Below are 13,843 nucleotides of genomic sequence, written 5' to 3'. Positions count from 1 at the left end.
AGTTGATCGGTCACGAGGGGGATGGGGCGCGCATGACGCAAAACGACTTCACCCATGCCGTCCGCCGGCTCGCCCGGGAACAGGACCGGGTCGCCACCGTCGCCCAACTCGCCGCGGTGGGCGTACCGCAGAGCAGGCTGCGCGAATGGTGCCGCCCCGGCGGCCGGTGGCAGCGGCCGCTGCCCAGGGTGGTCGTTCTCCACTCCGGTCCGCTCACCGCCGCACAGCGGTCCAGGGCGGCACTGGCCTTCGCCGGGCATCCGCAGGTCCCGGCCATGATCACCGGTGTGGCGGGGCTCGCCCTGCACGGCGTCGCCGTCGCCGCGCCGCCGTGCGGGCTCCCGGTGGTGGACGTTCTCGTGCCGAGCGAGCGCCGCATCCGCACCCACACCTGGGTGCGGGTCCACCACGGCCGCGGGCTCCCCGTGCCCGACACCGTGGACGGAGTGCCCGTGGCCCCGGTCGTCCGGGCGGCGGCCGACGGCGTACGGGAGTCCATCGACCCCGAGTGGGCCCTGGAGGTGGTCCGCGAACTCGTCGCGGCGCTCGGCGTGCCCGCGGCCGCGCTCGCCGCGGAACTGGGCGGTGCGGTGCTCGCCCGGCGCCCCGCCGTGGCCGCCCTGCTGGACGCCGTGGACTCCGGCCCGCGCGCGGCCCCCGCGGAGCCGATGGCCCGAGCCCTGGTGGCCCGGTCGGGGCTGCGGCAACCCCTGTGGCGTCCCACGCTCGAGTTCGACGGCGCCTTCCTGGGCTCGCCGGACGCCTACTGGGTGCGCGACGGCCTCGTCCTGGACCTCGGCCCGGGCACGGGGCGCGGCCGGCTGGAGTCGCTGGGACTGCGTGTGCTGCGGATCGCGCCCGCCGCGCTCACCCGCAGCCCCGCCGAGGTCGTCGCCGCCCTGCGCAACGCCCTGGCGGAAGGGCCGTACGGGCCGCTGGAGCGGATCACGGCACTGCCCGGAACGAGATGACGCACGGGTGTCCGCGCGATTGAAGCCGTCGTGAGGATGCCGCGCCGGGCGGCCCGCGACCCTGGCGTGCGGCAGCGCGGCGGACGAAAACGGCGGAGGGTGCCGTGAGCGGCACATAGGGAACGGTCAACGGACTCGGCCACCGATGGGGCGACCCCTCTCGCGGGGTTGATGGCGGCCTGCTCGGGCGCCGCCCTCGGGCCGCGCTGCACGACCAGGGCGCTTGGCAAGCGCCCTTCGCGACGGGCCGGCCGGCTCGCGCCGCGTTCCGCGGCAATCGGCTCCGGCATCCGGCATCCGGACGGTGCACTTCATCGCCGTGACGGGCTTCGCCACGGGTGGGTTGCGGATCCCCTACGACATGCCCGTCACCTTCGCGAGCCTGGTGGTCGCCATCGTGGTCGTCGAACTCGGGGTGTTCTCGTCGGCTTCACGGTTCGCACGCCGCCCGCCGTTCTGGCCGCGATCGTCGCCCTGTGGGCGTCGGTCTCCGTCCGCCGCCGGCGCCTCACGCTTCCGCGAGGGCCCGCGCGAACGCCAGTGACGGCTGGCCCACCCCGCTGCATTGGGTCGGTGCCGTGCTCCCGGGGTCGTCCTCACAGGCCCTGTCCCGGTCGGCGGACCACATCGACAGACCGCCCAGCCCCTTGTCGCGGGCGAAGGCGGCCAGTTGCGCAGCGTCCCCCAGGGTGAAGACCTCGCCCTTGATGTCGTTCACCCCGATCATCGGCGTCACCGTGAGGGTCCGCCAGGCCGCCGCGTCCGGCAGGCCCAGCAGCGCCTTGAGCTGCCGGTGCGTTGAGGTGGCCGCCTGGATCGCGTACCGGCCCATGTCCCCGGTGTACGACTCCCCGTAGTCCATCGCCATGATGTTGACGCTGTCGACGCGGACCCCTTGGCGCCGGGCGTCCGCGAGCAGCGCCGAGGCCTCGGCGGTCAGCCCCGAGGGCATCGCCGGCAGCGTGAAGGAGACCGACAGCGTCCGACCCTCGCGTTCCGCCTCCCTCTGGAGGCGGGCGACGGCGCGCGCCCGGCGGGTGCTGGCCGCCGTGTCCGCCAGGTCGTCGCCCTCGACGTCGAAGTCGACCCCGGTCAGCCGGTAACGGCCGATCACCTCGGCGTAGGCCGAGCCGAGTCCGTCCACGTCGGGGCAGGCCCCCGCCAGCTCCGTGCCGTCGGCGCCGCCGAACGAGACCCGCACGTCGCGGCCGGTGGCGCGCAACGCGGCGATGCGGTCCGCCAGGTCGCCGTGGGCGATGCCCTCGCGCCCGTCCCAGGTCGGGGCGCAGCCGCCGCGCGCGGTGACGAACCCGAGGGTGAAACCGTCGGCCCCGGTGCTGCGGGCCGCGCCCGCCATGTCGTACGCGGTGGAGCGCGAGGCGTCCACGTACGGGGTGAAGGGCACCTCGGCCACCGGTTCCCTCCCCTGGGGCGCGCGGGCCGCCGGGGCGCCGGCGGGCTCCCGGCCGGTGAGGAGGGAGGCGGTCGTGGCGCCGACGGCGACCGCCACGAGCCCGGTGATCAGCTGTGCCGCGCGGCTCTTCATGACGGAGAGACTATCCGCCCCGGGAATTCCGGATCCCACTTCCCGGAAATTACCGAAAAGGGGGTGCGGCCCATTCGTGGGATTAATTCCGGAGTGAATCCAGGGAATTCGCGGAGGGGAATTGCTGCTAGCATTCCGCCTATGCATTCCCTCTCCCGGCGGGCCTGTCCCCGTGGGCGGTCCACGGAGGAAGGGCCCGTGTTCGTCGACGCGTCGGGCCGCCGGGCGCGCGTTATCCGGCGCGCCGGACTGGCGGTCGGGGTCGCCTGCGCGGGATATGCCGTGCTGCTGGGGGTGGCTTTGGCGGGAGGAACCCCTTTCGCGCCCCAGACCCTGATTCCGGGTGCCGACGTCCCCGGGGGCGCTTCGGCGCAGGCCGGGGCGGGTGGACGGACCGGGGGCGGCCGCGAACGCGCCGCGGGCGCCCCGGACGCCATTCACGCCCCCGTGCCGGCGGCCCGCCCCGCCGCCGCACCCACCGCCGTCGCGGCCACCGAGGTGAGCCCCTCCGCCACCGGGGGCCGTGAGACGGCCTCCGCGACCGCCACCGCCGCTCCCGGCAGGACCGGTACCACCCCGGCGGCGAGCGTCACCCCGAGGCCCACCCCGCCGCGCACCCCGGCGGCCTCCGCCTCGCCGTCCGCCTCCGTCCCGGCGACACCCGGACCCGACACCCCCGCGTTCCCTCCGGTCGACGCAGGCGGCGATCCCGCGCCGGGCGACGGCTGGGACGACTGAGCGGCCATGGCACGGACGGCCCGGCACGCGGCACCCGGTGCGATCACCAAGGTGGCGTCGGCCGGCAGGCAGGCCGTGCCCAGACCACGCGTCGTCATGGCCGTGCTGGGACTGTTCGCGCTGGTGTGCGTGATGCTGCTGGACGGCTACCTGCACTCGGAGATCGGCAACGACAGCCGTGTCCACGAGTCCGGGAGTTCGGACCGGGTGCCCGCCTCCGTCCTCGAGGGCGGGCCGGTGCTCACCTTCGACGCCGACGGCGAGCCCGTCAGCCACACTCTGCCGCCCCGGACGATCGCGCTCACCTTCGACGACGGCCCCGATCCCCGGTGGACCGCGAAGGTGCTGGCCGTACTGCGCGAACACGACGTGCCGGGCACCTTCTTCGTCGTGGGCCAGATGGCCGCCCGGTACCCCGGGCTCATCCGCGACATCGTCGACTCCGGCGGCGAGATCGGGGTCCACACCTTCTCCCACGTCGACCTGGCGTACCAGAGCAGGGCCAGGATCGACCGCGAACTGGCTCAGACACAGCTGGCGCTCGCCGGCGCCGCGGGCATCACGACCTCGCTCTTCCGCGCCCCGTACTCCTCCGAGCCCGACGCCGTCGACGACACCATGTGGCCCGTCTACCGCTACCTCGGCACCAAGGGTTACATCAGCGCCTTCGTCGACACCGACAGCGAGGACTGGCGGCGCCCCGGCGTCGCACACATCGTCCGCGACGCCGCCCCGGGGCACGGGAAGGGCGCCTCCGTGCTCTTCCACGACGCCGGGGGCGACCGCTCCCAGACCGTGGAGGCGCTCGGCACGTACATCGACACCATGAAGGCGAAGGGCTACACCTTCACCACGCTGACCGCGAGCCTGGGCGCCACGACCGCCAACCACCGGGCGAGCGGAGCCGAGTTGTGGCAGGGGCGCGCCCTCATCGGCGTCGTGACCCTGGCCGAGTTCACCATGCCCGTCCTGTTCTGGCTGCTCGTCGTGGTCGGCGTCGCCGTCCTGGCCCGCTTCGCCCTGATGCTCGTCCTCGCCCGCCGGCACGCCAGGATCCGCGGCCGCCGCCGCTTCAACTGGGGGCCGGCGGTGACCGAACCCGTCAGCGTCATCGTGCCCGCCTACAACGAGAAGGAGTGCATCGCCAGCACGGTCGGTTCACTCGCGGCGAGCACCCACCCGGTGGAGATCATCGTCGTGGACGACGGCTCGACCGACGGCACCGCGGGCATCGTCGAGGCGATGCGCCTGCCGCGGGTGCGCGTCGTGCGCCAGGAGAACGCGGGCAAGGCCGCCGCGCTCAACCGCGGCCTGGAGCACGCCCGTCACGCACTCGTCGTGATGATGGACGGCGACACCGTCTTCGAGCCCGGCACCGTGCACCGGCTCGTCCAGCCCTTCGCCGACCCGAGGGTCGGCGCCGTCGCGGGCAACGCCAAGGTCGGCAACCGCGCCACGGTGATCGGCGCCTGGCAGCACATCGAGTACGTGATGGGCTTCAACCTCGACCGCCGCATGTACGACCTGCTCGGCTGCATGCCCACCGTGCCGGGTGCCGTCGGCGGCTTCCGCCGCGCCGCGCTCATCGACGCCGGGGGCATGAGCGGCGACACCCTCGCCGAGGACACCGACGTCACCATCGCGCTGCACCGTGCGGGCTGGCGTGTGGTGTACGCCGAGCACGCGCGCGCCTGGACCGAGGCACCGGGCACCATCGGCCAGCTGTGGCGGCAGCGGTACCGCTGGAGCTACGGCACCATGCAGGCGCTGTGGAAGCACCGGCGCTCCCTGGTGGACCGCGGCCCCTCGGGACGCTTCGGCCGCGTCGGCATGCCGCTGGTCGTGCTTTTCCAGATCGTCACACCCCTCTTCGCGCCGCTGATCGACCTCCTGACCGTCTACGGCGCCGTCTTCGTCGACCCCGCCCGGTCACTCCTCGCCTGGGCCGCGCTGATGTCCGTCCAACTCCTCTGCGCGGCGTACGCCTTCCGCCTGGACCGCGAGCGGTACCGCCATCTGCTGATGCTGCCGCTGCAGCAGATCGTCTACCGGCAGTTGATGTACCTCGTCCTGATCCACTCCTGCGTCACGGCCATGACCGGAGGCCGGCTGCGCTGGCAGAAGCTCGAACGCACCGGCGAGGTGGGCTCCCCGCAGGCGTCCGCGGGAGCCGCCCGATGACCGCGCCCGACACCTCCTCCCCGCCGCTGCCCCGACCCAGGACCTCCGGCCGGCACGCCGCCCGCCGGGCCGCGCCGGGCGCCCCCGCCGCCCCGGGCGGCGGCCGCGACCGCTACCTGGACCTCCTGCGCGCCCTGGCGCTCGTCCGCGTCGTGACGTACCACACGTTCGGCTGGGCCTGGCTGAGCCTGGCGTTCCCCTCTCTCGGGGTGATGTTCGCCCTCGCGGGATCGTTCATGGCGCGATCCCTGGAGGGGCCCGCGCCGTCGGTCGTGCGGCGGCGGCTGCGCAGGCTCCTGCCGCCGCTGTGGTGCCTCGGCGCCGTCCTGGTGCCGGCGATGCTGCTCCACGGCTGGGCGCCCGGCGAGCACCACGCGGGCCGCTGGTGGGCGCGGCTGCTCCTGTGGGCGGTGCCGGTGGCCGACCCGCCGGGCAGCGCCTGGGCCGAGCAGGTCACGGGGGTCCTGTGGTACGTGCGTGCCTACCTGTGGTTCGTCCTGCTCTCGCCGCTGCTGCTGCGGGTGTTCCGGCGGTCGCCCTCCGCCGCGCTCGTCGCCTCCCTCGCCCCCGTCGTGCTCCTGCAGACGGTCTGGATCCCGCCGGAGGGCGCGGCCGGGACCGCCGTCACCGACCTGGCGACCTTCCTGACCTGCTGGCTGCTCGGCTTCGCCCACCGCGACGGGCTGCTCGACCGGGCACCGGCCGGACGGGTGGCGGTCCTGGCGGCGGCCGCCATGGCGGCGGGCGGCTGGTGGACCTCGTCCCACCGCGTGGACGGCTCCTACGACCTCAACGAGATCCCCCTCGCCCAGGCGCTGTGGTCGGCCGGCTTCGTCCTGCTCCTGCTGCGCTTCCGGCCGTGCGCCGGCCCGGCCGGGCGGATCCCGCCGTTGGACCGGCTGGTGCGGATCGTCAGCGCGCGCGCCGTGACCGTCTACCTGTGGCACGAGGTCGCGCTCGTGCTCAGCGTCCCGCTGATCGACCTGATGTGGCGGGTCAGGGCCTTCGAACTGTCGCTGCCCCTGGACAGCACCTGGTTCCAGTTCGCGGTCGTCTGGGTGCTGATCGCGGTGGCGGTGCTGCTCCCGGGCCTGGTGGAGGACCTCGCGGCGGGGCGCCGGCCCCGCCTCCTGCCCTGATCCGGGCAGGTCGGAGCCGGTTGTCGGTGGGGGGTCGTACCGTTGACCCATGCGGCCCGTATCAGACATCGAACGCAGTGTGGCGCCCTTCGAGGTCGTCAGCCCCTACCAGCCCAGCGGCGACCAGCCGACCGCCATCGACGACCTCGAGCGGCGCATCCGCGCGGGCGAGAACGATGTCGTCCTGCTCGGCGCGACGGGTACCGGAAAGTCGGCGACCACCGCCTGGATGATCGAACGGCTGCAGCGCCCGACCCTGGTCATGGCGCCCAACAAGACCCTGGCCGCCCAGCTGGCGAACGAGTTCCGGGAGCTGCTGCCCAACAACGCGGTCGAGTACTTCGTGTCGTACTACGACTACTACCAGCCGGAGGCGTACGTCCCGCAGACGGACACCTACATCGAGAAGGACTCCTCGATCAACGAGGAGGTCGAGCGGCTGCGCCACTCCACCACCAACTCGCTGCTGACCCGCCGCGACGTGGTCGTGGTCGCCTCGGTGTCCTGCATCTACGGCCTCGGCACGCCCCAGGAGTACGTCGACCGCATGGTCCGGCTCAGGGTGGGCGAGGAGATCGACCGGGACGCCCTGCTGCGCAAGTTCGTCGACATCCAGTACGCGCGCAACGACGTGGCGTTCACCCGGGGCACCTTCCGGGTGCGCGGCGACACCATCGAGATCTTCCCGGTCTACGAGGAGCTCGCCGTCCGCATCGAGATGTTCGGCGACGAGATCGAGGCTCTGTACACCCTGCACCCGCTCACCGGCGAGATCATCACCGACGACCAGCAGCTCTACGTCTTCCCCGCCACCCACTACGTGGCCGGACCGGAGCGCATGGAGCGGGCCATCGCCGGCATCGAGAAGGAGCTCGCCGAGCAGCTCGCGGTCATGGAGAAGCAGGGCAAGCTGCTGGAGGCGCAGCGGCTGCGGATGCGCACCACGTACGACATCGAGATGATGCGGCAGATCGGCACCTGCTCCGGCATCGAGAACTACTCGCGGCACATCGACGGCCGCGAGGCGGGCTCCGCCCCGTCCACCCTCATCGACTACTTCCCCGAGGACTTCGTCCTCGTCATCGACGAGTCGCACGTCACCGTGCCCCAGATCGGCGCCATGTACGAGGGCGACGCCTCTCGCAAGCGCACCCTGGTCGACCACGGCTTCCGGCTGCCCTCCGCCCTCGACAACCGGCCGCTGAAGTGGGAGGAGTTCCTGGAACGGGTCGGTCAGACGGTCTACCTGTCGGCCACCCCCGGCAAGTACGAGCTCTCCCGGGGCGACGGTGTCGTCGAGCAGATCATCCGCCCCACCGGCCTGGTCGACCCCGAGGTGATCGTCAAGCCCACCAAGGGGCAGATCGACGACCTCGTCCACGAGATCCGGCTGCGCGCCGAGCGCGACGAGCGCGTCCTGGTCACCACGCTCACCAAGAAGATGTCCGAGGACCTCACCGACTACATGCTGGAACTCGGCATCCAGGTGCGGTACCTGCACAGCGACATCGACACCCTGCGCCGCGTGGAGCTGCTGCGCGAGCTGCGGGCCGGCGAGTTCGACGTGCTGGTCGGCATCAACCTGCTCCGCGAGGGCCTGGACCTGCCCGAGGTCTCGCTGGTGGCCATCCTCGACGCCGACAAGGAGGGCTTCCTGCGCTCCGGCACCTCCCTGATCCAGACCATCGGCCGCGCGGCGCGCAACGTCTCCGGCCAGGTCCACATGTACGCCGACAAGATCACCCCGGCGATGGAGAAGGCCATCGAGGAGACCAACCGGCGCCGGGCCAAGCAGATCGCCTACAACGAGGAGCGGGGCATCGACCCGCAGCCGCTGCGGAAGAAGATCGCCGGCATCCTGGACTCCTTCGCCCGCGAGGACGCCGACACCGAGGAGCTGCTGGGCTCGGGCCGCCAGCGCTCGCGCGGCAAGGCACCGGTGCCGGGCCTGTCGGCGAAGGCGGGGGAGAAGCGGGCCGCCAAGAGCCTGCCCGCCGCCGAACTGGCCGAGCTCATCGGCGAACTGACCGACCAGATGCACACCGCCGCCGCGGATCTGCAGTTCGAGGTCGCCGCCCGGCTGCGGGACGAGGTGGGCGAGTTGAAGAAGGAGCTGCGGCAGATGAGGGAGGCGGGCGTGGCCTGACCGTTGCCGCTGTCGAATCTCTTGCCGAACCACGGTGCCCTACCCGGGCGTCTACCCATAGGGTGCGAGCAACCGCACGTCGGCAAAACGGTTGAGAGGGGACAGCGCGTGACGGTCAACATGACCAAGGGTCAGAAGATCAGCCTGCAGAAGTCGGACGGGGGGACGCTTACGTCGGTCCGCATGGGGCTCGGCTGGCAGGCCGCCCCGCGTCGTGGGCTGTTCGGCAGCCGCACACGGGAGATCGACCTCGACGCCTCCGCGGTCCTCTTCGCCGACAAGCAGCCCGTGGACGTGGTGTTCTTCCGGCACCTCGTCAGCGATGACGGCTCGGTGCGGCACACCGGCGACAACCTGGTCGGCGGTGCCGGACAGGGCGGGGACGACGAGGCGATCCTGGTCGACCTGCAGCGCGTGCCGGTGCACATCGACCAGATCGTCTTCACGGTCAACTCCTTCACCGGGCAGTCCTTCCAGGAGGTGCAGAACGCGTTCTGCCGCCTGGTCGACGAGACCAACGGCCAGGAGCTGGCCCGCTACACCCTGACCGGCGGTGGCGCCTACACCGCGCAGATCATGGCGAAGGTGCAGCGCGGTGGCGATGCCGGCTGGTCGATGACCGCGATCGGCACCCCGGCCAACGGCCGCACCTTCCAGGACCTCATGCCGGCGATCCTGCCGGCGCTCTGATCGGGATCGGGCACAGGGGGGCGCGGGCATGACCACCGAGCTGGTCCACGGGCAGAACCATCCGCTACCCGGCACCTCGCTGGAGGTCCGGGTGTCGGCCGGCACGCTGGTGGTGGCCGCCGTCTCCCTGGGCGACGGGCAGGGGCGCGTGAGCGGCCCCGGGGCCGTCGCCCACCTGGCGGCGCCGCGGCTGCCCGGCATCGAGGTGCCCGTGCGTCTCGCCGCCGAGCAGCGCGTCACCGCCGACCTGGCGGCCGTCCCGGCGGACGTGGACCGCGTCCACGTCCTGCTGGCGCTGCCGCCGGTCGCCGGGGCGCCGAGCCGCTTCGGGGCCTGCCCCGCGCCCCACCTGACCGTCTCCGGATCCGACGGGGTGCCGGTCGCGAGCTTCACCGTGACGGGGCTGAGCAGCGAGGCGGCGATCGTCGCCCTGGAGCTCTACCGCCGCCAGGGCGCCTGGAAGGTACGCGCGCTCGGCCAGGGGTACGCGGGCGGGCTGGCCGAGCTGCTGCGCGACCAGGGGCTGGGCCGCCCCGAGGCGGACGCCGTGGCCGCCCGCGTGGCGGAGGCGGTGCGCCCCGCGCCCGCCGTGCCCTCCACCGCACCGCCTCCGGTCGCCGCGCCGCCACCGCCCTCCGTCCCTCCCGCCGGGTCCCCTCCCACCGCCTCCCCTCCCGCCGCGCCAGCCGCCGACACGGTGCCCCCGACCCCGGCGCCCGTCGCGGGCGACGCCTCCGGCTGGAGCATGGAGGAACGGCTCCACAACCAGGTCTGGGGCATGTTCGAGGACCTGGCCCGCACCATCGCGGCGTACCGCAGCGCCGTCGACTTCGCCGAGTCCCGGCTCGATCAGGAGCTGGACACGATCCTCGCCGACCCGCGCACCCGCGTCGGCCCCGCCGCCGAGGCCGCCCGCGACCAGGCCAGGGCGCGCCAGACGGAGCTGGTGGACCGGGCCCGTGCCGTGCTCGACCGCGACCTGGCCCAGCTGACCGCCGAGGCCGAGGTCGTCGAGCCCGCCCTGCCGCCGCCCTACGCGGGCTGGGAGAGCCCGGTCTGGCACGGCTACCGCGTCCCCGCCGAGCCTTCGATGGCGGTCCGGCTCGGCGACCTCCACCTGCCCGAACGTCCGGAGCTGCGCATCCCCCTGCTGGTACGGCTGCCGCTGGAACGCGGGCTGTGGGTGGACGGCGCCCAGGACCGCCGTCGCGCCGTGGACGTGGCCGTGGCGCTCGCCGCCCGTCTGCTCGCCTCCCACCCGGCGGGGGAGTGCGCCGTCCACGTCATCGACCCCGCGGGCTCCGCCGCGACGGCGCTGGCCCCGTTCACGGACTCCGGCGCGCTGCGCGAGCCGCCCGCCACGGGCGCCGCCGGGGTGGCGGCGCTGCTCGCCCGGCTCACCGAGCGGGTCGACCTGGTGCAGATGGCGCTGCGCGCGGACGTGCCCTTCGACGTGCCCCCGGGCGTCGACCCGGCCCGCCAGGTGCTGGTCGTCAACGACTTCCCGTACGGCTTCGACGACCGGACGATCAACCAGCTGCGCTACCTCGCGGACGAGGGCCCGCAGGTCGGCGTCCACCTCATCCTTGTCGCCGCCCGTGAGGACGCCCGCGAGTACGGTCCGCTCCTCGACCCGTTGTGGCGCTCGATGACGCGTCTGACCCCACAGCCCGACGACCACCTCGCCGACCCCTGGGTCGGCCACGCCTGGACGTACGAACCGCTGCTCGCCCCGCCCGGCAGCGCCGTCCTGTCCCAGGTGCTGCGCCAGGTGGCCGCCGCCCGACGCACCTACGACCCGGGCCGCCACTGACCTGTCCGGCCGGTCCGGCGGGGGCTCCGGCCGCCGTCCTGATTGACCATCACTTTACTCTCTTTACCTTTCCTTGGGATTTCATGTACTCTTCTTTACGCGGAGGGGAGTACTCCCTACTTGCGGTGCATCCCGTCATCACGGGCCTGAACGGCCCCGGGACACCGGCCCCGGCCCACGGGCCCGGGTGGAAGAGACCTCCGGCAGCGACAACGCTGACAATTGCCAGCCCATCTGCCGGAGGCATCGCGTGGATGTATCCCTGACCCTCTGGGTGCTGACCATCGCCGGTCTGTGCGCCCTGATCGCCGCCGACTTCTTCATCGGGCGAAAACCCCATGACGTGTCGGTCAAGGAAGCCGGCGCCTGGACGATCGTCTGGATCGTCCTGGCCGCCCTCTTCGGGCTCGGCCTGCTGTTCTTCGCCGGCGGGCAGCCCGCCGGCGAGTTCTTTGCGGGCTACATCACCGAGAAGTCGCTCAGCGTGGACAACCTCTTCGTCTTCGTGCTGATCATGGCGAAGTTCGCGGTGCCGTCCCAGTACCAGCAGCGCGTCCTGCTCTTCGGCGTGCTCATCGCACTGGTCCTGCGCGCGATCTTCATCGCCGCCGGCGCCGCCATCATCGCCAGCTTCTCGTGGGTCTTCTTCATCTTCGGCGCCTTCCTCATCTGGACCGCGTGGAAGCTGGTCCAGGAGGCCCGGGCCGAGGAGCACGACGAGGAGTTCGAGGAGAACCGGCTGCTGAAGGCCGCCGAGCGCCGCTTCGGCGTCGCCGACCGCTACCACGGCACCAAGCTCTTCATCCAGCAGAACGGCAAGCGGATCATGACCCCGATGCTGGTGGTCATGCTGGCGATCGGCACCACCGACGTCCTGTTCGCACTGGACTCCATCCCGGCGATCTTCGGCCTCACCCAGGACCCGTACATCGTCTTCACCGCCAACGCCTTCGCGCTGATGGGCCTGCGGCAGCTGTACTTCCTCATCGGCGGTCTGCTGAAGAAGCTGGTCCACCTCTCGTACGGGCTGTCGATCATCCTCGGCTTCATCGGGGTGAAGCTCGTGCTCCATGCCCTGCACGAGGCGGGGGTCCACGTCCCCGAGATCAGCATCCCGTTCTCCCTCGGCTTCATCGTCGTGGTCCTGGCCGTCACCACGGTCACCAGCCTGATGGCGTCGAAGAAGCAGACGGCCGCGGAGAAGCGCGACGAGGAGCACGTCGACGTCTGACCCGCGGCTCCTCAGCCCGGGCGGGGTGCGCGGCGGTCCGCCGCGCACCCCGCCGTCGCGTCCGTCGCCTCCGCCGCGGCCGCACCCCGCGTCTCCGGCAGCGCCGCGAAGCACCCGAGGCTGAGCAGCGCCACGGCCGCGACGTACACCGCCACCGGCCAGGGAGTGCCGGTGCCCGCCACCAGCCGGGTCGCCACGAGCGGGGTCAGGGCGCCGCCCAGGACGCCGCCGAGGTTGTAGCCCAGGGCGGCGCCGGTGCAGCGCACCCGGGGCGCGTACAGCTCCGGGAGGTACGCGCCCACCACGGCGAAGACCGTGATGAAGGCGATCAGCTCCGCGGCGGACCCCACGGCGATCGCCACCGGCTCGCCGCTCGCGAGCAGTCCGGCGTACGGGAAGACCACCACCCCCATCGCGGCGGTACCCGCCAGCGCCATCCGCCGCCGCCCGAAGCGGTCGCCCAGCAGGCCCGCCAGCGGTGTGAGCGCCCCCTTGAGCAGGACGGCCACCAGCACGCAGCCCAGTACGACCGTGCGGTCCATGCCGAGGTGCTCGGTGGTGTACGCCAGCGACCAGGTGGTCACCGTGTAGAAGACGGCGTAGCCGCACGCCATGGCGCCCGCCGTGAGCAGCACCAGGCGCCCGTGCTCACGCAGCAGCTCCGAGACGGGCACCCGGGCCAGGTCACCGCGCCCCGCGGCCGCCGAGAACGCGGGGGTCTCCGGCAGCGCGGCCCGCAGCGCCAGTCCGGCCAGCGCCAGCGCGCCCGCCACCCAGAACGGCACCCGCCAGCCCCAGGAGCGGAAGGCGGCGTCGCTCAGGCCCGCGGACAGGGCCAGCACGATCCCGTTCGCCAGCAGGAAGCCCACCGCGGGACCGGTCTGTGGCAGGCTCGTCCACAGCCCGCGGCGCCGCCCCGGCGCGTGCTCCGCGACGAGCAGCACCGCCCCGCCCCACTCGCCGCCCAGCCCCAGCCCCTGGAGGAAGCGCAGGGCCACCAGCAGCACGGGCGCTGCCGGGCCGATCGCGGCGTATCCGGGGACGCAGCCGACGGCGGTGGTCGCCAGCCCGGTCAGCAGCAGGGAGCCGACCAGTACGGGGCGGCGTCCGACGCGGTCGCCGATGTGGCCGAAGAGGACCGAGCCGAGCGGGCGGGCGACGAAGCCCACCGCGAAGGTTCCGAACGCGGCCAGGGTGCCGGCGAGCGCCGAGGCGTCGGGGAAGAACAGCGGTCCGAGGACGAGGGCGGCCGCGGTGCCGTAGGCGAAGAAGTCGTAGAACTCGATCGCGGTCCCGGCCGCCGACGCGGCGGCGATCCGGGCCATGGAGGGGGAGGTGCGCACGTGGGTCCAACGACCCACGTGCGCGGGGGTGGCGGTGCCGCGGTG

General features: G+C 73.1%; 11 protein-coding genes. 8 read left to right on the top strand and 3 right to left on the bottom strand.

What is annotated here, in order from left to right; translation table 11 throughout:
* Positions 1–32: 32 nt before the first annotated feature.
* Together PV342_RS18185 and PV342_RS18180 are read left to right on the top strand one after the other, a co-directional pair.
* A complete protein-coding gene (locus PV342_RS18185; protein ID WP_500317870.1) occupies positions 33–971 on the top strand; it encodes a hypothetical protein in 939 nt (312 codons plus the stop codon).
* Positions 972–1,275: 304 nt separating this feature from the next.
* Positions 1,276–1,515 carry an MHYT domain-containing protein gene (locus tag PV342_RS18180; protein ID WP_386989490.1) on the top strand — a complete coding sequence of 80 codons (240 nt, stop codon included), beginning with the start codon at positions 1,276–1,278 and terminating at the stop codon, positions 1,513–1,515.
* Here PV342_RS18180 and PV342_RS18175 read toward each other — a convergent pair.
* A complete protein-coding gene (locus tag PV342_RS18175; RefSeq protein ID WP_500317867.1) occupies positions 1,480–2,517 on the bottom strand; it encodes a chitinase in 1,038 nt (345 codons plus the stop codon). The two genes, PV342_RS18180 and PV342_RS18175, sit on opposite strands and share 36 nt — an antisense overlap.
* A gap of 437 nt (positions 2,518–2,954) precedes the next feature.
* Positions 2,955–3,191 (bottom strand): hypothetical protein, encoded by a 237-nt coding sequence (locus PV342_RS18170; protein ID WP_400803241.1) that lies wholly within the window; start codon positions 3,189–3,191, stop codon positions 2,955–2,957.
* 70 nt (positions 3,192–3,261) lie between these two features.
* Here PV342_RS18170 and PV342_RS18165 point away from each other — a divergent pair, with 70 nt between their 5' ends.
* From PV342_RS18165 to PV342_RS18140, 6 genes are all read left to right on the top strand, one after another.
* A complete protein-coding gene (locus tag PV342_RS18165) occupies positions 3,262–5,436 on the top strand; it encodes a bifunctional polysaccharide deacetylase/glycosyltransferase family 2 protein (protein ID WP_386989497.1) in 2,175 nt (724 codons plus the stop codon).
* Positions 5,433–6,575 carry an acyltransferase family protein gene (locus tag PV342_RS18160; RefSeq protein WP_433418738.1) on the top strand — a complete coding sequence of 381 codons (1,143 nt, stop codon included), beginning with the start codon at positions 5,433–5,435 and terminating at the stop codon, positions 6,573–6,575. Before PV342_RS18165 ends, PV342_RS18160 begins: the two co-directional genes overlap by 4 nt.
* A gap of 49 nt (positions 6,576–6,624) precedes the next feature.
* Positions 6,625–8,721 carry an excinuclease ABC subunit UvrB gene (gene uvrB, locus PV342_RS18155; RefSeq protein ID WP_361006182.1) on the top strand — a complete coding sequence of 699 codons (2,097 nt, stop codon included), beginning with the start codon at positions 6,625–6,627 and terminating at the stop codon, positions 8,719–8,721.
* A gap of 108 nt (positions 8,722–8,829) precedes the next feature.
* On the top strand, positions 8,830–9,411 hold the full coding sequence (locus tag PV342_RS18150; RefSeq protein WP_018557237.1) for a TerD family protein: 582 nt from the start codon (positions 8,830–8,832) through the stop codon (positions 9,409–9,411).
* Positions 9,412–9,439: 28 nt separating this feature from the next.
* Positions 9,440–11,224, top strand: a complete 1,785-nt coding sequence (locus PV342_RS18145; protein ID WP_500317865.1) for a TerD family protein — start codon at positions 9,440–9,442, stop codon at positions 11,222–11,224.
* 250 nt (positions 11,225–11,474) lie between these two features.
* The gene (locus PV342_RS18140) at positions 11,475–12,455 is read left to right on the top strand and encodes a TerC/Alx family metal homeostasis membrane protein (protein ID WP_400803252.1); all 981 of its coding nucleotides are present in this window, start codon (positions 11,475–11,477) and stop codon (positions 12,453–12,455) included.
* Between the two features lie 11 nt (positions 12,456–12,466).
* Here the strand turns inward: PV342_RS18140 and PV342_RS18135 are convergent, their stop codons facing one another.
* Positions 12,467–13,780, bottom strand: coding sequence for an MFS transporter (locus tag PV342_RS18135; RefSeq protein ID WP_500317895.1), 1,314 nt, complete (start codon positions 13,778–13,780; stop codon positions 12,467–12,469).
* Between the last annotated feature and the right edge of the window lie 63 nt (positions 13,781–13,843).

The sequence above is a fragment of the Streptomyces sp. PA03-3a genome (genome assembly GCF_033792735.1).
In the GTDB taxonomy this organism is placed as follows: Bacteria; Actinomycetota; Actinomycetes; order Streptomycetales; family Streptomycetaceae; genus Actinacidiphila.
This window is presented reverse-complemented; position numbering and strand designations above follow the sequence as displayed.